The organism is Desulfogranum aggregans (assembly GCF_055398265.1).
Map to the genome: position 1 here is coordinate 3,695,959 of NZ_AP042447.1, position 23,461 is coordinate 3,719,419.

20 protein-coding genes are annotated in these 23,461 nt (G+C 55.4%); 12 read left to right on the forward strand and 8 right to left on the reverse strand.

Annotated features, from left to right (window positions below; genetic code table 11):
* Nucleotides 1–6: 6 nt before the first annotated feature.
* A complete protein-coding gene (locus ACZ52Z_RS16295; RefSeq protein ID WP_464267829.1) occupies nt 7–1,023 on the reverse strand; it encodes an efflux RND transporter periplasmic adaptor subunit in 1,017 nt (338 codons plus the stop codon).
* A gap of 489 nt (nt 1,024–1,512) precedes the next feature.
* Here ACZ52Z_RS16295 and ACZ52Z_RS16300 point away from each other — a divergent pair, with 489 nt between their 5' ends.
* The 9 genes from ACZ52Z_RS16300 to ilvN all read left to right on the forward strand — a co-directional run bounded on the left by ACZ52Z_RS16300 (nt 1,513) and on the right by ilvN (nt 10,446).
* The gene (locus ACZ52Z_RS16300; protein WP_464267830.1) at nt 1,513–2,655 is read left to right on the forward strand and encodes an ABC transporter substrate-binding protein; all 1,143 of its coding nucleotides are present in this window, start codon (nt 1,513–1,515) and stop codon (nt 2,653–2,655) included.
* Nucleotides 2,656–2,761: 106 nt separating this feature from the next.
* The gene (locus tag ACZ52Z_RS16305; protein WP_464267831.1) at nt 2,762–3,637 is read left to right on the forward strand and encodes a branched-chain amino acid ABC transporter permease; all 876 of its coding nucleotides are present in this window, start codon (nt 2,762–2,764) and stop codon (nt 3,635–3,637) included.
* Nucleotide 3,638: 1 nt separating this feature from the next.
* Nucleotides 3,639–4,595, forward strand: a complete 957-nt coding sequence (locus ACZ52Z_RS16310; RefSeq protein WP_464267832.1) for a branched-chain amino acid ABC transporter permease — start codon at nt 3,639–3,641, stop codon at nt 4,593–4,595.
* On the forward strand, nt 4,592–5,380 hold the full coding sequence (locus ACZ52Z_RS16315; protein ID WP_464267833.1) for an ABC transporter ATP-binding protein: 789 nt from the start codon (nt 4,592–4,594) through the stop codon (nt 5,378–5,380). The genes ACZ52Z_RS16310 and ACZ52Z_RS16315 overlap by 4 nt, the downstream gene beginning before the upstream one ends.
* Before the next feature lie 3 nt (nt 5,381–5,383).
* Nucleotides 5,384–6,130 (forward strand): ABC transporter ATP-binding protein, encoded by a 747-nt coding sequence (locus ACZ52Z_RS16320; RefSeq protein WP_464267834.1) that lies wholly within the window; start codon nt 5,384–5,386, stop codon nt 6,128–6,130.
* 14 nt (nt 6,131–6,144) lie between these two features.
* The gene (locus tag ACZ52Z_RS16325; RefSeq protein ID WP_464267835.1) at nt 6,145–7,395 is read left to right on the forward strand and encodes a phenylacetate--CoA ligase family protein; all 1,251 of its coding nucleotides are present in this window, start codon (nt 6,145–6,147) and stop codon (nt 7,393–7,395) included.
* A 192-nt stretch (nt 7,396–7,587) separates the two neighbouring features.
* Nucleotides 7,588–8,100 (forward strand): Lrp/AsnC family transcriptional regulator, encoded by a 513-nt coding sequence (locus ACZ52Z_RS16330; protein WP_464267836.1) that lies wholly within the window; start codon nt 7,588–7,590, stop codon nt 8,098–8,100.
* A gap of 374 nt (nt 8,101–8,474) precedes the next feature.
* Entirely contained in the window at nt 8,475–10,157 is a 1,683-nt protein-coding gene (ilvB, locus tag ACZ52Z_RS16335; protein WP_464267837.1) for an acetolactate synthase large subunit, read from the forward strand.
* Nucleotides 10,144–10,446 (forward strand): acetolactate synthase small subunit, encoded by a 303-nt coding sequence (gene ilvN / locus ACZ52Z_RS16340; protein ID WP_464267838.1) that lies wholly within the window; start codon nt 10,144–10,146, stop codon nt 10,444–10,446. Before ilvB ends, ilvN begins: the two co-directional genes overlap by 14 nt.
* A gap of 35 nt (nt 10,447–10,481) precedes the next feature.
* On the opposite strand, the gene ACZ52Z_RS16345 is transcribed toward ilvN, so the two are convergent.
* From ACZ52Z_RS16345 to rsmB, 7 genes are all read right to left on the reverse strand, one after another.
* Nucleotides 10,482–11,249, reverse strand: a complete 768-nt coding sequence (locus ACZ52Z_RS16345) for an SIMPL domain-containing protein (protein WP_464267839.1) — start codon at nt 11,247–11,249, stop codon at nt 10,482–10,484.
* Nucleotides 11,227–11,949 (reverse strand): orotidine-5'-phosphate decarboxylase, encoded by a 723-nt coding sequence (pyrF, locus tag ACZ52Z_RS16350; protein ID WP_464267840.1) that lies wholly within the window; start codon nt 11,947–11,949, stop codon nt 11,227–11,229. The genes ACZ52Z_RS16345 and pyrF overlap by 23 nt, the downstream gene beginning before the upstream one ends.
* Entirely contained in the window at nt 11,946–12,278 is a 333-nt protein-coding gene (locus tag ACZ52Z_RS16355; RefSeq protein WP_464267841.1) for a hypothetical protein, read from the reverse strand. Before ACZ52Z_RS16355 ends, pyrF begins: the two co-directional genes overlap by 4 nt.
* Nucleotides 12,279–12,305: 27 nt before the next feature.
* The gene (locus ACZ52Z_RS16360; RefSeq protein ID WP_464267842.1) at nt 12,306–13,619 is read right to left on the reverse strand and encodes a PhoH family protein; all 1,314 of its coding nucleotides are present in this window, start codon (nt 13,617–13,619) and stop codon (nt 12,306–12,308) included.
* 24 nt (nt 13,620–13,643) lie between these two features.
* Nucleotides 13,644–14,753 carry a M24 family metallopeptidase gene (locus ACZ52Z_RS16365; protein ID WP_464267843.1) on the reverse strand — a complete coding sequence of 370 codons (1,110 nt, stop codon included), beginning with the start codon at nt 14,751–14,753 and terminating at the stop codon, nt 13,644–13,646.
* The gene (locus ACZ52Z_RS16370; protein WP_464267844.1) at nt 14,750–15,343 is read right to left on the reverse strand and encodes a DUF6657 family protein; all 594 of its coding nucleotides are present in this window, start codon (nt 15,341–15,343) and stop codon (nt 14,750–14,752) included. Before ACZ52Z_RS16370 ends, ACZ52Z_RS16365 begins: the two co-directional genes overlap by 4 nt.
* A gap of 73 nt (nt 15,344–15,416) precedes the next feature.
* Nucleotides 15,417–16,817, reverse strand: a complete 1,401-nt coding sequence (rsmB, locus tag ACZ52Z_RS16375; protein WP_464267845.1) for a 16S rRNA (cytosine(967)-C(5))-methyltransferase RsmB — start codon at nt 16,815–16,817, stop codon at nt 15,417–15,419.
* Between the two features lie 378 nt (nt 16,818–17,195).
* Here rsmB and ACZ52Z_RS16380 point away from each other — a divergent pair, with 378 nt between their 5' ends.
* From ACZ52Z_RS16380 to ACZ52Z_RS16390, 3 genes are all read left to right on the forward strand, one after another.
* A complete protein-coding gene (locus ACZ52Z_RS16380; RefSeq protein WP_464267846.1) occupies nt 17,196–19,223 on the forward strand; it encodes a sigma-54-dependent Fis family transcriptional regulator in 2,028 nt (675 codons plus the stop codon).
* Between the two features lie 329 nt (nt 19,224–19,552).
* Complete coding sequence (locus ACZ52Z_RS16385; RefSeq protein WP_464267847.1) at nt 19,553–20,575, forward strand: molybdopterin-binding protein; 1,023 nt, start codon at nt 19,553–19,555, stop codon at nt 20,573–20,575.
* A gap of 44 nt (nt 20,576–20,619) precedes the next feature.
* Nucleotides 20,620–23,337, forward strand: coding sequence for a molybdopterin-dependent aldehyde oxidoreductase (locus ACZ52Z_RS16390; protein WP_464267848.1), 2,718 nt, complete (start codon nt 20,620–20,622; stop codon nt 23,335–23,337).
* Nucleotides 23,338–23,461 lie beyond the last annotated feature (124 nt).

Below are 23,461 nucleotides of genomic sequence, written 5' to 3' on the forward strand. Positions count from 1 at the left end.
GAATGCTCATGGGGTGAACTCGGAGGGAACGGTGCGGTAAATCCGGTCCTGCAGGGTCAGGGCCGGGGAGGAGATGATGGCCTGTCTTCCGTCTTCCGTGGTACCGAGGAAGAGCACCCGTTCACGTTGCCCATTGGCCCGTACAATCCAATGGGCATCGTACCTGTTCACGATGGCGGAAATCGGCAGCAGGTACTCATCGGCTGCGGAGTCAATGCTGAGTTGGATCTGGGCCAGTATGCCGCCCCGGTGGACCATCGACGGCTCCTCCTGGTCAAGAATCAGGTCAACGGTGATCTTTTTGGTCTGCGGGTCATAGGCCGGTGAAGTACGGAATATGCTGGCTCGGGCGTTATGGTCGAGGTCGGGCAGGAAGACGGTTATCCCTTCCATTGCCTGGAGGACGGCCAGTTCAGTATAGCTGAGCGCAAGGGAAATAATGACCTGTCGGTAATCCCCGAGACGGGCAACCGGCTGTCCCTCCTGGACCAGCTCGCCGGCTTCAATCAGGCGATCGAGGACCTGCCACCCCGGGGTGGCGGTAATGGTGTGACGGGCTAACCGCTCTTGCAGGCGCTGCTGTTCATTTTTTAGGGCGTACAAACGGATTTGATGCAGGTCGGCACTGAGGCGCACCTCGTCAAGGGATGCCTCAGGAACCGATTTCTGTCCATGCAGGGTCGTATAGCGCTCCAGAGTCTTTTGTTCAGTGTCGAGCTGCCGTTCGAGGCGCTGCTGGGCCAGCGCGTTGTCGCGTATATCAAGCGTTATGAAAGTGGGATCTATGCGCACGATCCTGCCGGAGAGGGGAACAGTGTCGCCGCGGTCAACCAGGACCTCAAGGCAACGGCCGGTAACCTCACTGCTGATGGTCTGCCTGCGTTTTGCCTGGGTGAAACCACTGAGGGTTACCTGCCGCCTGTACTGTTGCGGGGAGACCAGTTCATCGGCCCTGAGAGCGGTTGGCAGCATCCACTGGATGCAGCAGCAGAGGATGAGCATAGAGGAGAGGTTCATCATCATCTATTCTCCGGGGTGAGCGGCGGTGATACCGGATGGTGGTAGGGATGCAGCGGATTCTGCAGGAAAAGTATGCTGAATTCTCGCTCACGTCAATGATTGTCTGTAGCCTCAGGACCCTCCTCTCCCTGCTGATGCCGCTATAGAGAGCCATGACATGGAAAATGTCCTTGGAACCGGCGGGCTGTGCCGATGGTGATGCTGCAGGTTCCACACTGCCTGATGATTGCATCACGGGAGGTGTCGGCCTAATAATAATAGAATTGCTTCAGTTGAATCCTTTATTTGTTAACCTTGTTAGCTGAATTGCAAATTTAAATTAATATGGTATGGTGGTTGCCCAAAACAAATGGCATTCTGAAACAGGCAACGTGCGGACAGCAAGGGGCCGTGGGGAGAATCACCCTGTTTTTTCGTTGTAAGGCACTGCAGAAGCAGTGTCTGGTGAGGTTCTTTCCTTCAATGAAAACAGTATGAAAGAGGAGTGTGGTAATGAAAAAAACCGTCATCGCAGCATCTTTTCTTGTTCTCGTGGTACTGGCGGCATCGGACGTAATGGCCGCTGCCGTCTACAAGGTGGGGGGGATTTTTTCCTCCACAGGCAGGGCCTCTTTCCTGGGTGACCCGGAAAAGAAAACCATGGAGATGATGATCGAAAAAATCAACCAGGCCGGCGGTATCGATGGGCATATGCTCGAAGCAGTGATTTATGATTCCGAAGGTGATCCCGCAAAGGCGGTCAGCGCCGTGAACAAGTTGATTCACAAGGATAAGGTCCTCGCCATTATTGGTCCTTCAACCACCCCGACCACCTTGGCCATTGTCAATTTTGTGGAGCGGGCCCAGGTTCCCCTGATCAGTTGTGCCGCAGGCATCAAGATTACATCTCCGGTCAAGCCATGGGTGTTTAAAACCGCTCAAAGCGACATGCTGGCGGTGGCAGCCGTATATCAGCATATGCAGAACGCTGGTATCAAGAAAATCGGCGTGCTCACCGTGGCCAACGCGTTTGGCGAAAGCGGCAAGAATCAACTCCTGAACCAGGCCAAGGATTTTGGTATTGAGGTGGTCCTGGCCGAGAGTTTCGGGGCAAAAGATACCGATACCACGGCCCAGCTCACTAAAATAAAGGCGGCAGCACCGGAAGCCATCGTCTGCTGGGGAACGAACCCCGGTCCGGCAGTGGTTGCCAAAAACGCCAAGCAGCTCAAAATTGATATCCCCCTGTACCAGAGCCACGGCGTCGCCTCGCCCAAATTTATCGAACTGGCGGGGGACGCGGCTGAGGGGATTATCCTCCCCACGGGAAAAATTCTTGTCACTGATCTGCTTCCTGACACCGATGTCCAGAAAACCATCCTCCAGCAATATCAGGCGGACTACAGCGCCAAGTACAACGCCAATGTTTCCGGATTCGGGGGGTATGCCTATGATGCGGTGAACCTCCTTGCTGGTGCTCTACAGGGGAGCAACGGCGATAGAAAGGCAATCCGAGAAGCGTTGGAAACTACCCGGGGCTACATTGGGGTAACGGGTGAATTCAATTTTTCGGAAAAGGACCACAACGGTCTGTCGCCAGCAGCTTTCGTTATGGTGGAAATTCACGACGGCACCTGGAAATTAATTAAGGAGTAGGCGCCTCCCCCTTAGAACCTGAGACAGGGGAAAATACCCCGGGCGAAGCGCTGAGCGGCACTGCTTGAGGACATTTTCTCCTGCTGTACAGAGCGCACGAGAATTCATGCAGGAAATTATTCAATACCTCTTTTCAGGCATCACCACCGGGGCCATCTATGCGGTCATTGCCGTGGGGCTGTCTATGCTCTACCGTTCCACCGAACTCATTAATTTTGCCCATGGTGAATTTGTCATGATCGGCGCCATGGCCATGGTGACCTTCTGGGTGCATATGGCACTCCCGCTGCCTGTGGCCATTGGCTGCACCCTGGCCCTGGGCAGCGGACTGGGGTTACTGTTTGAACGGTTTGCCATTCGGACCGCCAGAACGCCCCAACCGATTGTCCTGGTCATCATTACTGTCGGGGCTTCAATTTTTCTCAGGGGAACGGGCATGATCGCCTGGGGAAAAGATCCCTTCAGCGTACCCCCGTTTTCCAGCCATGACTCCATCGAAATATTCGGAGCCGCCTTGATGCCACAATCCATCTGGATAGTGGTCGCCGCTCTGCTGCTTGCCGGGGGCATACATTTTTTTCTCAAACATAGCTTGATCGGTAAGGCGATGGTCGCCTCGGCAGTGAACCAGAAAGCTGCCTGGTTGAGCGGAATTCCTCCGGAAAAGATGGCGGTACTGGCCTTTGCCATCAGTACCGGATGCGGTGCCATGGCGGGCATTTTTATCGCCCCGGTCACCATGAGCTCATACGATATGGGAACTATACTGGGATTAAAAGGATTCTGCGCGGCCATGATCGGAGGTCTCGGCAGCCTGTGGGGCGCCTTTGCCGGTGGCATTCTTTTGGGCGTTTTGGAGTCGCTGGGTGCCGGCCTGATCTCCTCGGGACTCAAGGATGCCATAGCCTTTATTCTCCTGTTGCTCATTCTTTATGTGCGGCCAGGCGGATTGTTTTCGGCCAAAGAGGCAACACGGTTCTGATATGGATGCCAAGACAAACCGAAACAGGATAGAGAATGCGCTCTTTATCTCCATCATACTGCTTGTAGGGCTGTTTACCCGCAACACCTACTATCTCCAGATATTGACCTTCATAGGTATCAACACCCTGCTGGCATTGGGCCTCAACATGCTCATGGGATACGCTGGGCAGGTTTCTTTGGGGCATGCAGCTTTCTATGGGATTGGCGCCTACACAACAGCCATCCTCTCCAGCACTTACGGACTCAACCCCTGGTTATCCCTGGCGTGCGCCGTGGGAGGCGCAGTACTTGTTGCCTTTATCGTTGGACTGCCCACCCTGCGCCTGTCCGGATATTACCTGGGTATGGGGACCCTGGGGTTTGGCATGATCGTCACTATTCTGTTCAGGGAGTGGGCGAGTGTTACCGGCGGTTCGTCAGGCTTTGTCGGGATCCCCATTCTCGAGGTCGGCACGGTCTCGTTCATGTCTGGACAGTATTATTTTTTTCTGGTGTGGGCGGTGGTCCTGGGAGCGGTACTGATCTGCCGCAGGATTCTTGACTCCCGTATGGGCAGGGCCTTGCGTTCCATTCACGACGGTGAAAAAGCCTCGCTGGCAGTGGGGGTCAACACCCACTCGCTCAAGCTGCAGGTTTTCATGTTTTCCGCTGCCCTGGCTGCTGTTGCCGGATTTCTCTATGCCCATTTTGTCCTGTTCATCAGCCCGGAATCATTTGGTTTCATGGTTTCAGTGAAAATCGTGACCATGGTGGTCATCGGCGGTATGGCCAGTGTGTGGGGAGCCTTGCTTGGTGCCGCTCTCCTCACCTTGTTGCCGGAGGTTCTCCACGGTTTTGCCGAATACGAAATGATAGTGTTCGGTCTGATCCTGATGGTGGTGATGATTTTCATGCCCCAGGGGCTTACCCGTGGAATTCTTGATATGTACCACAAGGCAAGGAAGAAAAGGCGATGAACTCCTCCTCACCCAAACATCCTGACACACCGCTGCTGGCGGTACACTCCCTGACAAAAATGTTCGGGGGGGTCAAGGCACAGGATAATATTTCTTTTTCCATTAATTCCGGCATTGTCTGCGGCCTTATCGGACCAAACGGGGCAGGAAAGACCACTCTCTTCAACCTGATAACCGGCATCTATTCCCCGGACGGCGGCCAGGTGCTTTTCAACGGCCAGGACACCCGGAAGATGGCTGTTCACCAATTGGTCAGGGCCGGTATTGCCCGGACCTTTCAGCATGTGGAACTGTTCGGGTCCATGACCCTGTTGGAGAATGTGCTGGTGGGCATGCATGTGCGGACCAGATCCGGGTTCTGGGGAGCGGTGACCAGATTACCCTGGGTGAAGCGAGAGGAAAAGGCGGCGGTTGCCAAGGCCGAAGCAATGCTTGAGTTTACCGGCCTGATGGACTATGCCCATTACCCGGCCGGAGAACTGCCTGTAGGCAGACAAAAGACAGCGGAGATTGCCAGAGCCCTGGCATCGGATCCCTTGCTGCTTCTGCTTGATGAACCGGCGGCTGGACTGAATGCCGTGGAAACTGAGGCCTTGGGAGCGCTCATTACCCGGGTCAAGAAACGAGGCGTGACCATGATGCTGGTCGAGCATGACATGAGTCTTGCCATGGCCATTTGCGATAAGCTGATCGTCCTTGACCAGGGCAGCAAGTTGGCAGAAGGCACTCCCAGGGAAATTCAGAATAATGAAGCGGTCATGTCGGCGTACCTGGGACAGGGGTGACGGATGCTGATAATACAAAATCTTAAATGCAGTTACGGCAGCATCACTGCGGTTCATGGGGTCAGTCTTTCCGTACAGGAGGGAGAGCTGATTTCCATTATCGGTGCCAACGGTGCCGGTAAAAGTTCCATGCTGCTTGCCATTTCCGGTCTCCTGAAGCAGTGGTCCGGTGAAATTTTTTTTCGCAACGACTCCCTCAAAGGCATGTCGCCACCAGCTATCGTCCGTTCAGGAATCAGCATGGTGCCCGAGGGCAGGCAGATTTTCGCTCCGCTAAGTGTCATGGATAACCTGAAGATGGGTGCATACACCATGTACCGTAAAGGAAGGAAGGTCGAGGTGGAAAAGGACCTGGAAATGGTGCTCGGCATGTTTCCTATCCTGCGGGAAAGGGCGGAACAGGTGGCAGGAACCCTCTCTGGTGGCGAACAGCAGATGCTGGCCATAGGCCGGGCCCTGATGGCCAGGCCGCAACTGCTGATTTTTGATGAGCCTTCCATGGGACTGGCGCCCAAGATAGTGGACCAGATTTTCGATACCATCGTGACCTTGAAGGAGCAGGGAAGGACCATTCTGCTGGTGGAGCAGAATGCCCGGGCTGCATTGAAGATTGCCGACCGGGGATATGTACTGGAGACCGGCAAAATAGTTCTCCAGGGAAGTGCTGACGAACTGTTGGTGGACGACGACGTGAAAAGGGCGTACCTGGGCCAGGACTATGGCGATTTTTATGATGGGAGGAACCAGTAATGGCGGAGATGCAGATGCCTGAATTCAGCGTGGAAGAAAAGGAACAGCTCAAACTCGAAAGACTGCAGAGTACCTTGAATCGGGCCTATAAAAACGTGCCCTTTCACCGGAATCGTTTTCAGGAGCTGCAGCTTTTTCCCCAGGACATCGTCTCACTCAAAGATATTGAACGACTGCCCTTTATGCGACGGGCACATTTGGGCACCCACTATCCGTACGGCCTGTTTGCCGTTCCCCTGAGGGATATTGTACGTATCCATACTGCACCAGGTACCGGCGAAAGGCCCTCTATCAGCGGCTATACCAAGGCCGACCTGCTGATCTGGAATAAGCTCGTGGCCAGAAGCCTTGAAGCAGCAGGCGTGACCAAAATGGATATTGTTCAGATTCATCTGCCGCCAGGGCTGGCTAATTGGGGGAGGGATTACAAGGACGGCGGAGAGGCTGTGGGTGCCGGCGTTATCCCGAATTCTCCGCTCTCGTTGTCTAAGACGGTCATGGTACTGCGGGATTATAAAACCACCACCCTGGTGACCACTCCGGCCTTTGCCGAGTACCTTATGCACTACCTGTTTCAGAAGGAACACCACCCCAGCGAACTGAATTTGAAACGGATTATTCTGGTAGGGGAACCTGTGGACAGGGACTTTGCCGAAAGTATCGAAGACCGACTGCATGTTGACGTCTGGCTCAACTACGGGCTCAGCGAGATTCCAGGGCCGGCTATTGCCTATGAATGTGCAAGTCATTGCGGGCTGCATATCAACGATGACCATATTCTTCCGGAAATTATTGATCCGGCCACAGGCCTCCCTGCGGCCCCAGGAGAAAAAGGTGAGCTGGTATTGACCACCCTCTCCGCACGGGCCTTTCCCCTTATCCGTTTCCGGACCGGCGATATGGCCAGGTTTGTAACTGAGCGCTGTTCCTGTGGGTCTCCATTTCTTAAGATGGTCTGGTGCAAAGAGCGGGCTGATAATTATATGATCATCTCCGGTATCAAGGTCTCTCTGGATCAGGTAAAGGTTGATCTTCAACGGACGCTGGGGATACCTTCCCCGGTTTGCGAAATGGAGAAACTCAACCAGGGAGGAGTGGAACTCCTCAAGATAGCTCTGGTGGTGGACAATCAGCTGTTTTCCGATGAAATAAAAGACCTGGAAAGACTGATGTACCATACAGAAGAGAGAGTAAGCGAGCGGGTGGGGGTACCCATAAAAATTCGCCTGATGCAGAAAATATGCAGGATGCATGAGGTGCAGTGAAGGGGATAGTCCCTTCTTGCTCACATGACTGGCCAATGGAAAGCGAATAAGGTGCTGGGCGGAGATTGACCGCCACCAGAACGGCCTGCAGGGACAGCATTGCTCCGCCGATGGCGGGGGAATGGTTACACGACATACAATACGTACAGTTCAGGCTCTGATACAGGCAGCAGCTTGGAGAAGGATGGGCCAATGTCTTTTGATAAAACAGATATCCAAATCCTGAATATTCTGCAGCAGGATGGACGGATCACCAATACAAAGCTGGCAAAGGAGATAGGGATCTCGCCGCCGGCAATGCTGGAGCGGGTCAGGCGACTGGAAGCCTCGGGCGTTATTGACCGGTACGTGGCCATTCTTGACCGGGAAAAGGCAGGGTTTGGCCTGTTGGCCATCGTGATTGTTTCGCTCAGTCTGCATCAGATATCTTCCTTACAGGTGGTGAAGGAACGGCTGACCGAGCTGGAGGAGGTGCTGGAGTGTCTGCAGCTTACCGGTGATGTCGACTTTCTGCTCAAGGTGGCGATCAAGGACGTGGGGACCTATACAGAATTCATCAATAATAAACTCTCAGGCATCCCCGGAATCCAGAATATCAAGACCTCTTTTGTCCTCGACACGCTCAAGTCGGAAACCATGCTGCGTTTGCATGACGAAAGCCAAGGCCGCGTGAGCCACGGTACAGCAGAAAAAAAAACGGTCTAGGAGGCTGATTTTCCCTGCCATGGCCGCAATTCTTCCTGCTGGGGGGCTGGTCGGATGCAGGGGGCAGGATTATTTTCCTTGACGCATTCAATTATCCCTGGTACCCACTATTTTATCATCATCTACGCATAATCAAAACCAACGGCGCACGTACATGAACCACAACCTGTTCTCCACACGCAACATCGCTGGGCTTACCAAGCCTGTTGCAGTAGTGGGTGCAGTGGTCGTGGTGGTGCTTATTCATGTGAGGAGCGAGGCGCCGTAGCGGTAACTGATGTGTTTGTTTCAACCCCTGTCGGCGCCTGCCGGCGGGGGTTTTTTTATTCCCGCCCGCTGCACCGACAGGCCACCACTGATCAAGGAGGTTTGTCATGGAGCAGTTCACTGGAGCCCAGTTGACCATTCGGTTACTGGAGGAGTATGGGATTACCACCATTGCAGGAATACCCGGAGGGGCGAATCTTCCCCTCTATGATGCCCTGTCGGCATCCACCCGGATTCGCCACGTGCTGGCCCGGCACGAGCAGGGTGCGGGGTTTATCGCCCAGGGGATAGCACGGTCCTGCGGTCGTCCGGCGGTTTGTTTTGCTACCTCTGGTCCTGGAGCGACCAATATCCTGACCGCTCTCGCCGATGCCAACCTGGATTCTATCCCGATCATCTGCATCACCGGGCAGGTTCCCCAAACCCTGATCGGGACCGATGCCTTTCAGGAGGTCGATGTCTACGGCCTGAGTATCCCCATTACCAAGCATAATTTTCTTGTCCGTTCTGCAGCGGACCTGCTGACCATTATTCCCGAGGCTTTTCGCATCGCCACCCAGGGTCGTCCCGGCCCGGTCTTGATCGATATCCCCAAAGACGTGCAACTGGAGTCCCTTGAGGTGGATCAATTGCCGCCCCGGACGCACGGTGATCCAGTGGATACCCCTGATCAGCCAGGCCTGGAGCGGGCTGCAGCCATGATCAATTCGGCCAGACGGCCTGTGCTCTATGCCGGTGGCGGTATTGTGCACAGTGATGCCGGAGTGATCGCCCGTTGTTTTGCGGAAAAAGGCGGGCTGCCGACGACCATGACCCTGATGGGATTGGGGGTGGTGCCGGCAGAGCATGAACTGTACATGGGCATGCTCGGCATGCATGCCGCCCGCTCAACCAATCTCATGCTCGATGAGTGTGATCTGCTCATTGCGGTCGGGGTACGGTTTGACGACCGGGCAACCGGCAAGATCACCTCTTTCTGTCCTCAGGCGCGGATCATCCATATCGATATTGATCCCAGTGAGATCTGCAAGTTGAAGGAGGCCCACCTCGGGCTGGTCGGCGACATTCGGGAAACTCTGGAACGGCTGTTACCGCTGGTTGAGCCGAAAAAGCGGCAGCAATGGAAGCATCGCATCCAGACGCTGCGGGCACGGTACCCATTTTTCTGTGAAGAGGATTTTGATTTTGCCAGTCCTTACGGCATCATCATGCGTATTGCCGAAATCGTCGGCGAAGAGGCTATCGTGGCGACCGATGTGGGCAAGCATCAGATGTGGACGGCTCAGGTGTATCCTTTTAACCGGACCCGTCAGTTTCTCACTTCAGGCGGATTGGGAACCATGGGCTTTGGACTGCCCACGGCCATTGGGGCGGCCCTGGAAAACCCTGAGCGGACGGTCGTGTGCATCAGCGGGGACGGGAGTATTTTGATGAATCTGCAGGAACTGGCGACTGCGGCTGAACAACAGGTGAATGTCAAGGTGGTGGTCCTCAATAACCGCTCGCTTGGTCTGGTGCGCCAGCAGCAGAACCTGTTTTACGAGCAGCGGGTGTTTGCTTCGGAATATGAGCACTGCGTGGATTACACTGCCATAGCCCGCGGATTCGGCATGCAGGCCTTTGATGCCGGAGAAACCCTGGTCCTGGATGAACTGCTCTCCGTTGCCCTGCAGACACCCGGACCCTGCCTGATCAATATCCCGGTAGGTCGGGATGAGGAGGTCTACCCCATGGTGCCACCGGGTGCGGCCAATTCCGTCATGATAGGAGGAAAGTATGAGTGCGCATAAACCGTCGTCAACAGCGGTGCTTGAACTGTTGGTCCGAAACCACCCCGGTGTCATGTCCCATGTGTGTGGTTTGTTTTCCAGGCGGGCATATAATGTGGAAGGGATTGTTTGCATGCCGGTCGCTGATGGGCGGACCAGCAGGATTTATCTTCAGGTGTGCGAGGAAAATCGGCTCGACCAGATCACTAAACAGATACGGAAACTCTCCGATGTGCGGGAGGTTATCCGTCATGGTGGCGATCATCCGGTCTTTGTTGAGATCGCAGGGATGTACAACCGCGCCAGCTAACAGGAGGAGAGCGATGCCGGGAGGTTGCTCACCGTTCAGCTATCGGTGAGCTGGTAATGCATGGTGGTGACCACTCGGACAATCTTCCGGTAGGGAGTATTGCGGTCGCGGTCAACGATGGTAAAGATTCCCTGACGGGCACTGATAATCTTTCCCACCCTGCTGCCGGAGTCGCGGGCAAACTGCTCAGCTGCCTGGCGGGCGTTTTTGGTTGCCTCGCGGATCATGTCCGGCTTGATCGTGTTCAGTGCGGTGAAGAGGAATTCAGGGCGCGATTGATACCCATCGCCAGTGATAGGCACCCCCTGTCGGATCAGTTCGCTGGACTTGGCCATGAGCTCTCGGATAAGGTCGACATCCTCGGAGCGGACCGTCAGGGTAGCTTGTGCCAGGTAGCGATACCGTTGCTGCTGCTGGGCAGGAGAAAATTTTCTTGCCTGAACATCGGTAATATCCGGTGGATTGGTGGTGATGGCCTCGTGGGCAATGCCGTTGGTGGTCAGGAAGGTCGTGACAGCCGTCTGTTTTTCCTGGATGGCCTGGTAGAGCGCGGGAAGCGCATCGCCTGCTTCGGCAAACGAGAGCGGCCAGATAACCAGGTTGGCGGCAACTTCCCGTTCAGCCAGGCCTTTGACGGTGACAGAGCGTTCTGCTGCCTTGAATGCCAGGAGCGACTGGCCACCCAGAAAAGCGGCGCCTATGAGGCCGATGGCGATACAGATGCCAAGGATGAGGGAGGAAGTGGGGCTGTTGGCGGTCATGGTCGACTCCTGGGTGTACTCACCCTGTGGTGGGGTGCGCATGCAGAGTGTCATTGATCTCCTGCTGGATTGCAGCAACAACCTGCTGCGGATTACCGGCATCGCGGATAGGGCGACCGATCACCAGGTAATCAGCTCCGTCGGCGATCGCTTGTGCAGGGGTGGCAATGCGCTGCTGATCATTGGCGGCAGCCCCCTTGGGGCGTATTCCAGGGGTAACCATGAGAAATTCCTGGCCCAGTGTCCTTCGGAGTGTTGACGCTTCCCGGGCAGAGCAGACAATTCCATGGCATCCGCTGGCCAGCACTGCTGCCGAACGCTGGGCAACCAGTTCATCAACAGTACCGTTGTAATGTAATTCCCGGAGGTGGTCCTCTCCCATACTGGTGAGGACCGTGACGGCAAGAATTCGGATGTCGGTATCTGCGGCAAGGGCAGCTTCCACCACCGGCGTGTAGCCGTGGACCGTGGTCAGCGTCACCCCCCGGTCGGCAAACTGCCGCACTGCCAGTGTGACGGTTGCCGGGATATCGTACAGTTTCAGGTCCAGCATCACCCGATTGCCGCGTTTGACGATATGGTCGACAACTGGCCACCCGCCGGCAAAAAAGAGCTGCAGACCAACCTTGAAAAATTTTATCTGGTGGTCAAGCTGTTCGACCAGGGAGGCAGCCTCCAGGGGATCAGCCACGTCCAGGGCAAAAATAATGCGCTCTTCAAGGGCAATGGCAGACCGTTTCATGCCGTAATCATCTCCTCTTTGAGCATGCGATCGGCAAAATCCAGGACGAACCGACGCTGGGCCGGGGTGGCCTGGGCAATGCACGAACAGTGCATGTTGCTGGCGCTGCGCACTAGCAGTTCAAATTTCAGGTTGGTCTCTTCCAGGATAACGGAAAAGTAAAAAGGGCCGCAATCATCGTGGCCTTGCTGGGCTTCTCCCAGCAGATCCGGAGGAACTTCAAGGAAGAATACCCCTTCGATGGTGCCGGGTTTGAGGGTGCGTTTGAGATAACTGTCCAGGTTGTCTTTTTCAAGAAATGACAGCTCGTCAATCATAAAATATCGCATGGTCGTTCTCTTGTTCTGCTTGATCGTTTAGAGGAAGTCGGCAGCCAGGGCCGAAAGGTGACTGCGCTCCGCCTTGGTCAACGTGATATGGCCGCAGGCGCTTTGTCCTTTGAGGCGCTCGACCGTGTAGGTAAGTCCGTTGCTGCTTGCGTCCAGGTAAGGGTTGTCAATCTGTTCCGGGTCACCGGTGAGAACCATTTTCGTTCCCTCTCCAGCGCGGCTGATGATGGTTTTTACCTCATGGGGTGTCAGGTTCTGGGCTTCGTCGATAATAACGTACTGTCTGGAGATGGAACGACCGCGGATGTAGGTGAGGGCTTCCAGTTCCAACAATTCATGGCTGATCAGGCTGTTGACCATCTGCTGGGATGTTTCCGTATCATCGCCTTGATGGCTGAGTCCCATCAGGTAGGCGAGATTGTCAAAAATAGGCTGCATCCACAGCTTCATCTTTTCGTCCTTGGTGCCAGGCAGGTATCCGATGTCTCGGCCGAGCGGAATCACCGGTCGGGAAACAAGGAGTTTCTCGTAGCGATTTTCGTGCACAGTGGCGGCAAGGCCGGCGGCCAGGGCAAGCAGTGTTTTTCCTGTGCCGGCCTGACCGATGAGCGATACCAGGGGAATCTCGGGGTTCATCAGCAGGTCTAGGGCGATCCGCTGCTCCATGCTCCTTGGTTGGAGGTGGTAGGCTGTTTCGTACCCCGGATTAATGGGGACAACCTCGGTGCTGTTGATCGCCCGCCCGATACCGGTATGTTTTTCGTTGGCTGCATCAATCAGCAGAACAAATTCGTTGGCCTGGAGGTTTTCCGAGGGGAGGGCCTGCTTTCCGTCACGATAGAGGCCGTCAATGGTTTCGGCTGGTACGATCAGCTGCCGCCAGCCGGTATAGAGTTGATCAAAATCAGCTTTCTCCTGTTCAAAATCCATCACCTCGATGCCCAGGGCATCGGCCTTGAGCCGGGCGTTGATGTCTTTGGAGACAAAAATTGATCGTTTGCCCTGCTGTTTGAAGTTGTAGGCCGTGGCGATGATGTTGTTATCCGGGATGGTGAGGTTGAGGCAGGTGCCGCTCATCTCTTCCCGGTCGACGGTAATCTGCAGCGTGCCGCCGGTGTCCAGGGCCACGCCTTCTCCCAGGCATCCCCTGGCCCGAAGACGGTCCAGGGTGCGGATAACGTCGCGGCTGTTACGCCCCAATTCATCGTTATTTTTTTTGAATTTGTCCAGCTCTTCGATAACCGTCATGGGGAGAACCACGGTGTTATCGGAAAAGGACAGGATAGCCCTGCTGTTGTGCAGGAGGACGTTGGTGTCGAGGATGAAAAATTTTTCGGGCATGGGCAATGTGTAGGGAAAAAGGGCTCAGAGGTCAAGAAAAGTGGTGTCGCTGTTGAGGAGCTCCACACCGTTTTTTCGGACAACAACCATATTTTCCAGGCGTATGCCTCCCCACTCCGGCAGGTAGATTCCCGGTTCAACGGTGACTACCATGCCGGTTTTCAGTTTTTTTCGACTCAACGGCGACAGACGGGGTTCTTCGTGGACGGCAATGCCTACTCCGTGACCGAGACTGTGTTGGAACGCCGGCCCTAAACCGCCCTCCTTGATCACTTCTCTGGCGGCGCGATCGACATCGCTGCAGCGTGCACCACTGCGAATTGCTGCAATCGCTGCCAGCTGTGCTTGGCGAACCAGGCGATGACGGGCGACATAGGTGGGGTCAGCTTTTCCGGCAACAAAGGTACGGGTCATGTCAGAGCAATAGCCCTTGTACACCAGCCCCATGTCGATGAGTACCAGCTCGCCCGCCTCCAGTGCTCTGTCGGTGGGTATGGCATGGGGCTTTGCCGCATTAGTGCCGAAAGCGACGATGGTCTCAAAGCTGGGGCTTTCCGCTCCGAGTTCACGCATGGTCAGCTCGATGGAAAGGGCAACCTCGCGTTCGGTCATGCCCGGCTCGATGCTGTTGTAAACCATCTGGAACACCTGCTCGTTGAGCCTGGTGGATTCGCGCAGCAGCTCCAGTTCCTCTGCGGATTTGATAATCCGCATCCGCTCAATGATGTCGGAGACCGGCTGCAGCCGGATGCCGGTTTTGACCGCCATTTTCTCCAAACGCGAAGCAGTGGAGTGAAGGGTGTAATGGCTTTCAAATCCCAGGGATTCGATACCCAGCGATGGGAGCAGCTTTTTCAGCAGCTTTATCAGGCCTTTGGGGTAGAGGGTAACGGCAAATCCCTTTGCCTCCTCCTCGGCCTGGAGCAGGAAGCGGGCGTCGGTGAGCAGGTGGGGCTCTCCGGCTGAAGGAATCAGCAGCAGGCCTGAACTTTCCTGGATGCCGTGATCGCCTCCAGTGTATCCGCTCAGGTAGCGGCGGTTGTCCGGCTGGCTGACCAGGAGAGCGTCCACCCCTTTTTTGCGTAATTTTTTTTGCAGCCGTTTTACCCTGTCGAGGTGAAGGTGGTTACTCATGAGGCGAACCCAAGTCGTGATTTGAGCTGCTGACGGTACTGCTCCAGGGCTTGCTCATACTGCCCGTTGAGTTCTCCCTCAATACGCGACCATTCCTCCCTGAATTGGGGCTCGGCTGTCGGGTCCAGGTCCAGACCTTCGGCTGACATCCCCTTCTGGGCGAGCATCTGCTGAATCTGCATCTGCATCTGGCCCTTGAGTTGTTCATAGTACTGCTCTCGGTGTTTTCCGTACTGGCCGGTGATGTTCTGGAGCTCTCCGCATATGGCTGCAATGTCCCCGGCACCGCCGCCCAGGTCGATAATGCCCTGGAGCGCGAGCGCGATGCGTTTGCCTGCCTCTTCATCCCGGGCCAGAAAGATATTTCGCAGCAGGGCTTCCAGCATGCCTTGGCGTATTGTCTCCTGCTGAGAACCATCCTGCTGGGCGAGGATGTCGGTGAGCGGTTCTTTTTGCTGGTTTAGGAATTCAGCGGCGAGCTGCATTCCCCTTTTGCGGGCGGCATCCTGTTCTATTTCTTCGCTGGTCGCCATGCCCATGCGGGCGGCCCGCTCCATTACCAGATCCATGGTGGATTTTATTTCAGCCATCAGGGGTACGCTCCTTTACTAGGTGATTGGGGGAGGATGTATGGGCTGCGATTATAAGCATTGTTGCGGCAAACTACAAGGTATCGTCTCGGACAAGACGGGCTGCAAAAAAACCATCGTGGTCAGCGGCAGGCAAGGGGTGGAAAAAACCGTTTGCATCCACCAGGCAATGGGCCGAGTCCGGAAGAAAAGGGTATGCATGATCAATGGAAAAGCCGGGAAAGTCGCGCAGGAACCGCTCAATGGTCTGTTCATTTTCCTCCGGCTCAAGGGAGCAGGTGGCGTATACCAGGGTGCCCCCGGGTTTAAGCAGCGAGGCACTGGCGGCGAGCAGTTGTACCTGCTGTTGGTGAAACAGCGGGAGGTCCTCGGGGAGGCGGTTCCAGCGGATATCGGGTTGACGACGGATAACTCCGGTCCCGGAACAGGGGGCATCAAGGAGGATGGCATCGAAGGGTTCCGGGTTCGATTGGGCATAGCTCTCAAGCGAGGTACGGATAATCGTCACCCGGTGGTCAAGCTGCAGTCGGTAGAGGTTTTCGCTCAATAGTCGGCAGCGCCGCCGGTCGGGTTCTGTTGCCACCAGTCGCCCTTCGTCCTGAAGCAACTGCGTCAGATGGCTTGTCTTGCCGCCCAACCCGGCACAGCCGTCAAGGATCTTTGCCGCTGGATCAAACGCCCCCATAAGCAGGGTTGCCAACTGGGCTGATTCGTCCTGCACCTGAAAAGCTCCCTGGGCAAATCCCGGGAGTTCTGTAACCGGGCCGCTATAGTCCGGCAGCTGAATACCAAGCGGGCTGTGCTGACAGGGACGGGCTTCAATGGCTCGTTCACGCAGGGCACTGAGGAGCTCAGCCGGCGAGTTCACCCGGTCGTTGACCCGAAGGGTGAGCATCGGCTCGTAATTGTTCAGTCGGCAAATGGTCTGGGCCGGCTCGCGGCCATATCGGTTCTGCCATCGTTGGACCAGCCACTGGGGATGATTAAGGATCGGTGCGCCCTTTTTTTTCGCCTGCTCCGGACCGGGAAGTGCGCCTTTTTTCCGGCTGATGTTGCGCAGCAGGCCGTTGGCAAAGCCAATCAACCATCGGGGCTGTCCGGCCTGTTTGAGCGTTTCCACGGTGGCGTGTACCGCAGCTGAAGAGGGAATGCGATCAAGAAAAAGCAGCTGGAAAGCCCCTGTTTCCAGGGTGACCAGTGTTCGTGGCTTCATTTTTTTCAATGGATGCTTGGAGAACTGTTCGATGATGAAGTCAAGGTAGTGCCTGTAGCGGAGTACCCCGTAGACCATGGTTCGGGTGAGACTGCGGTCGCGGCTATTCAGGTGTTGCGTCATCGGTGTAACAAAGGAATCGATCGGTTTTCTTTCAGCATCCCATGCCAGCAGAATATGAATGGCAACAGCTCGAGGGGAAGCAGAGGGCTGGGAAGTGTTTGCGTTCAGCGGTGGTGCAGAGGGGGGATGTGGTGTCACGGGTCTACCTGTGCGTACCTGGAGGAGTGATGGAGAGGAGGCATGGATCGGGTTGTGTTGCCACCTCTACTTACTTGAGATGGGGAGAGATAGAAACAGATTTTTTCACAGGCTCTCCAGAGCAACATTGGACAAGAGAGAAAGTGTTCAACTGTTAGAATTAGTCAGAAATGGTCATGATAAAGAAAATAATGCTCTTTACTGACCGTTGATGGTAAGCTGCCATGCAAAGAGGTTTTAACAGGTTGAAAAACGGTTCTTTCTGCACTACTCGTCAGCGGAGCGCCAATGTCCAGGCTGAGCGGGGAGGTAAGTGTGGTCGGGGGACATGCTGTCCTTCGTCAGCTTCATTCGTAAGAGAGGACAGGCAGGGTGTGCATGGAATGTAAGGAGTGTTCGGGTAAGGAAAAACTGTATCAGGAATGGCAGGCCTTTGCCATCGGTGGCAAGCGGAAACTGCCTGGGGTGAGAAAAGAGATTTTCACTTCCTGGTGTCGGTGCGTGGAGGCCGGAGTTGATCCTTTTGCCCGTGTCCCTCCGGTGTCCATCCAGGGGGATGCGCTTGCCGAGACTCTCGATGAAGGTCAGGACCTCATCAGCGTGGCGCGCCCTTTTATGGCCGATCTGTATCGTATTGTTACCGGAACGGGCTTTGTGGTGGTGCTGACCAACGATGCCGGGTACATCCTTAAATTGTATGGTGACGCCAATGTCGCCCAGGTGCCAATGACCCGCAACTTTTTTGTTGGAGCCAGCTGGCAGGAAAAGGATGCCGGCACCAATGCCATAGGTACCGCACTGGTAGAGCATCAACCGGTTCAGGTGACAGGCCCCGAACATTACTGCCAGCGGCATCATGGGCTCACCTGTTCTGCAGCGCCTGTCTACGATAGCATTGGCAATGTGATCGGAACCCTCAATATATCCGGAGCTCGTGAAGGGGCTCATGCCCACACCCTCGGGATGGTGGTTTCCGCTGCCAAGGCAATCACCGCTCATCTGCGTATTGTACGTAAAAACAACGAGCTGGCACTTGCAAACAGAAAGTTGGTTGATTTTTTCAACATGGTATCCGATGCGGTCATGATCCTTGACCGCTATGGTTCGGTGGCGGAGCTCAACCCAGCTGCCGAGCGGGTTTTTGGTCGAACCCGTACCGAGTTGGCAGGAATGTCCCTGCATAGGCTGCTGTCGGGAAAAAACGGGAGAAAAGAGGCTGAAGTCATTCAAGAGGTCGCCGCTGTTGCTGATGGCCAGCGACGGGGAAAAGCAGAGATCGAATTGACCGTTGAAACGGCCAAGGGACCCTGCCGCTGCCTCGCTTCCGTGGAGCCTATTGTCGATGAACAGGATGCGGTGAACGGCAGCTTTATCACCCTGCGTCCGGTCAAGGCGGTGCAAAGCCTTGTGCACCGGTACAGCGGTTACCTGGCATCGCTGCAATTTTCAGATATTATTGGCGATAGCCAGGGGATGGAGGAGGCTGTCCAACTGGCCAAACTCTCTGCTGACAGTGATTCAAACGTCCTCCTGCACGGAGAGTCCGGAACCGGCAAGGAAATATTTGCCCAATCCATTCATAATCAGAGTCATCGCCGTGTTGCTCCCTTTGTTCCGCTTAACTGCGGGGCCATCCCAAGAGAGTTGGTCGGCAGCGAGCTTTTCGGTTACGAAGACGGTGCGTTTACCGGGGCCCGCAAGAGCGGTAAGCCGGGAAAGTTTGAACTGGCATCCGGTGGAACCCTCTTTCTGGACGAGATCGGTGATATGCCGCTTGAGCATCAGGCTGCCCTCCTGCGGGTCATACAGGAAAAACGGCTGACCCGAATAGGGGGCCTGAGAGAAATACCCGTGGATGTGCGACTCATCTGCGCTACCCATAAAAACCTGCAGGAAAAAGTTACCAACGGAACGTTTCGGCAGGACCTTTATTATCGACTGAATGTGATGTCCATCACTATCCCCCCGCTGCGGGAACGAAAAGAGGATATTCCACAGCTGTTCTCCCATTTTCTTGCCAAACTCTGCATTGATCGTGGTGCCAGATTGACCGTCGACAGCAGTCTGATGGCCTATCTTTGCGCCTACCATTGGCCTGGAAATGTTCGTGAGCTGCAGAATGTGGTGGAGCGGGCTGCCAACCTTGCCATTAATGGGGCTGTGGGCGTTAACCATTTACCACGAGAACTCACCCAGCCCGGCAAGCGGAGTCTCCATACCATTGCTGCGGGATCACCTGCTGCCAGCCTGCGGCAGCACCGACGTCAACATCATGAGCGTGAAAAGCAGCAGCTGCTGCAGCTGCTTGACCTGCATGAGGGAAATGTCAGCAGGGTTGCCAGAGAATTGGGGGTATCGCGAAAAACCATTTATAACCGCATGCACCGGTACGATATCCGCCATTGAATACCGGTCAGGTGTGAAGCACCTGTGACCCTTGCCCCTTCAGCGTCACAGGTGCTTCACACTTCCTTCACACTTTTGCCGTCCCGCTATCATTTCCTGTTATCGCTTCAAGTAAAATCTTTAATTTTTCCAGTTAGTTATTATTTCTTTGGATGCTGGCGCTGAGCTGGACCGCATTTTGCTTGGTATTTTTATGTCTATTTTTATCTTTTAAGCTCTGTTTGGTAATTAAATTTTTTTAATAAATAATAAATAACTCATAATAACTAAAAATTACTTTATTGCTTTCTGGCGGGCTCATCCCGGTGGAGAAATGAAGGAGAGCGGAAATGAAGGCTATTCCTGTGGAACAGGCGGTGGGAACCGTCCTGTGCCATGATATTACCCGAATTATCCCCGGCGAGTCCAAAGGTCCCGCCTTCAGGCGCGGGCATGTGGTTACCGATCAGGATATCCCGACCCTGCTGGATATAGGTAAAACCAACCTCTATGTCTATGACCCGGGGGACGGCTATGTCCATGAAGACGATGCGGCACAGCGGTTGGCAACGGCGGCGGCTGGCCGGAATATAGTCTTTGAGGGGCCGAGTGAGGGTAAAATAACCTTGAAAGCAGGGGTGGACGGTCTACTGAAGATTGACGTGGACGGGCTCCTGTCACTCAACCGGCTGGAGGACGTGACCTTTGGCACTATTCATCGCCACCAGTTTGTCCGCAAGGGAAGAACCCTGGCCGGGACCCGCGTTATTCCCCTGGCTGTTCCCGAGAACCTGCTACGCAAGGTAGAAGCCCTTTGCCGGGCAAGGGGAGCGATCATTGATGTCAGACCATTGTTGGCCGCCAGGGTAGGGATAGTGACCACCGGCAGTGAAGTCTATTCCGGCAGGATACAAGACGGCTTCGGACCGGTGCTGAAACGGAAGTTCCATGCTCTGGGCAGTTCGGTGGTCGATCAACTTTTTGTTTCCGATGAGGTGGCAATGACGGTTGCCGCAATCAACGCTCTCGTTGCAGAGGGTGTCGATCTGGTTGCGGTCACCGGTGGGATGAGTGTGGACCCCGATGACCAGACTCCCTCGGCCATCAGGCAGACCGGTGCCCAGGTTATCAGCTACGGTGCACCGGCGTATCCGGGAGCAATGTTTCTGCTCGCTTATCTCCATGATGTCCCGATAGTCGGTTTACCGGGATGTGTGATGTACCACAAGGCTTCCATTTTTGATCTGGTGGTGCCCAGGTTGCTCACAGGCGAGCGCCTCAGCCGCGAAGATATCCTTTCCCTTGGCCATGGCGGCTTATGCGAGGGATGCGAGCCATGTCGATACCCGGTTTGTGGATTTGGAAAGGCATGATTCAACCAGTTGTTATCAGCGAAAAACACACGTTGGAGGAAAAAATGATCAGTAAAGAAGTAGTCGTTAACGGTATCGCCAGGCGCTTGGTCGTCGGGGCAGAAGATACCCTGGCCACGGTCCTGCGGGAAAACCTGGGCCTTACCGGAACCAAGGTAGGGTGTAATACCGGGCAGTGCGGTGCCTGCAGTGTGATTGTCGACGGCAAGGTGGTTCGTTCCTGCGCCCTGAAAATGCGTCGGGTTGCTGACGGTGCGGCGGTAACCACCATCGAGGGCATCGGCACCCCTGACAACCTTCATCCCATCCAGGTGGCATGGATGGTACACGGCGGTGCCCAGTGCGGTTTCTGTAGTCCAGGCTTTATTGTCTCTGCCAAAGGCCTGCTGGACACCAATCCTTCACCCACCAGAGAGGAGGTCCGCGAGTGGTTCCATAAGCATCGCAATGCCTGTCGCTGCACCGGGTATAAGCAGTTGGTTGATGCCACCATGGACGCGGCCAAGGTGCTGCGTGGTGAGATGAGCCTCGATGAACTGGCATTCCAGATGCCGGCAGACGGAAGAATCTGGGGAACAAAGTTTCCACGCCCAAGCGCTGTTGCCAAGGTGACCGGCACCTGCGACTACGGTGCGGACCTCGGGGTCAAAATGCCTGCCGATACCCTCCAGTGCGCCCTGGTTCAGGCCGAAGTTTCCCATGCAAAAATTCTTTCCATTGATGTCTCTGCGGCTGAAGCAGTGGATGGCGTGGTCAAGGTCGTGACCCACAAGGATGTTAAAGGCAAGAATCGGATTACCGGGTTGATTACCTTCCCCACCAACAAAGGTGACGGATGGGACCGTCCGATCCTCTGCGATGAGAAGGTGTTCCAGTATGGTGATGCCATTGCCATCGTCTGTGCAGAGAATGAAAAGATCGCCAAGCAAGCTGCCAAACTGGTCAAAGTCGAACTGGAGCAGCTGCCGGAATACATGAGTGCTCCCGCTGCCATGGCTGAGGATGCAATGGAAATCCATCCGGGTACCCCCAACGTCTATTTTACCCAGAAGATAGCGAAAGGCGAAGACACTGCCCCTATTTTTGACGGGGCCGACGTGGTGGTGGAAGGCGATTATTTCACCTCTCGCCAACCGCACCTGCCCATAGAGCCTGATGTGGGGTTTGCCTACCTCAATGATGAAGGCAAGCTCTGTATCCATTCCAAATCCATCGGCCTGCATCTCCACCTGTACATGATTGCTCCCGGCCTGGGAGTCGATCCTGAGGAGATCGTCATGGTGCAGAATCCGACAGGCGGTACCTTTGGCTACAAGTTCAGCCCGACCATGGAAGCGCTAGTTGGAGCCGCGGCCCTGGCAACCGGCAGACCTGTCTACCTGGGCTATGATTATCATCAGCAGCAGACCTATACCGGCAAGCGATCACCACAGTTCACCTCTGTCCGCATGGCGGCCACTAAGGACGGTAAGCTGCTGGGGATGGAGACAGACTGGACGGTCGATCACGGACCATATTCCGAGTTCGGGGACCTGCTGACTCTGCGTGGTGCCCAGTATATCGGTGCCGGGTATGATATCCCAGCCATCAGGGGAGAGGGGCGAACAGTCTGCACCAATCACGCCTGGGGTGCTGCTTTCCGCGGATATGGCGGCCCAGAGGCTGAGTTTCCTTCAGAACTGCTCATGGATGAACTTGCCGAAAAGCTGGGAATGGACCCGTTGGAACTACGGTACCAGAACGTCTATCGTAAGGGGGCAACCACTCCCACCGGGCAGGATCCGGAAGTTTACTCCCTCCCCGAGATGATTGATAAGCTTCGTCCAAAATATGAGGCAGCCAAGAAAAAGGCGGCAGCCGATTCCACTGAGGCGGTCAAACGCGGAGTGGGCATTGCGGTCGGTGTATATGGCGCCGGACTTGATGGTCCGGACAGTTCGGAAGTGGATGTGGAGCTCAACCCGGACGGCACCGTTACCGTCTTCACCTGCTGGGAGGATCACGGACAGGGCGCTGACATGGGTTCCCTTGGAACAGCCCATGAAGCACTGCGGCCGCTGAATCTTGCGCCTGAGCAGATAAAACTGGTGATGAATGACACCAGCAAGGCACCTAATGCCGGTCCTGCCGGGGGAAGCCGCAGCCAGGTAATGGCTGGACAGGCCACCAAGAATGCCTGTGAGCAGTTGATTGATGCCATGAAAAAAGCCGATGGCTCTTTCCGCAGCTACGAGGAGATGCAGGCAGAGGAAAAAGAGCTGCGCTACCATGGAAAGTTCACGGCTCCAGCGAGCGACTGCGATGAAAATGGTCAGGGCAATCCTTTCTGCTGCTATATGTACGGGGTGTTCATGGCCGAGGTGGCGGTAGAACTTGCAACCGGCAAAACCACGGTGGAGAAAATGACCATGGTCGCCGATGTCGGCAAAGTCAATAACTTCCTGGTGGTGGATGGGCAGATCTACGGCGGTCTGGCACAGGGCGTGGGACTGGCACTGTCCGAGAATTACGAGGACATCAAGAAGCATTCCACCCTGCAGGGTGCCGGCTTTCCGTATATCAAGCAGATACCGGACGATATGGAGATCATCTACGTGGAAACTCCGCGGTCCGACGGACCGTTCGGTGCCTCCGGGGTCGGCGAGATTCCACTCTGCGCACCGCATCCGGCAATCGTCAACGGCATATACAATGCCTGCGGCGTGCGCATAACCGAGCTTCCCGCGCTGCCTGAGAAAGTGTTGGCAGGACTGCAGAAATAAACTGCGGCGGTGATGGTATTCGGCAGCGCGGCAGCGCGTTTTAGGACCTCCAGGGTCCCAGGCGGGCCGATGGGCTGACGATACGCGCAACAGATGTCGCGTGGCCAAGCGTTGAACCTTCCGG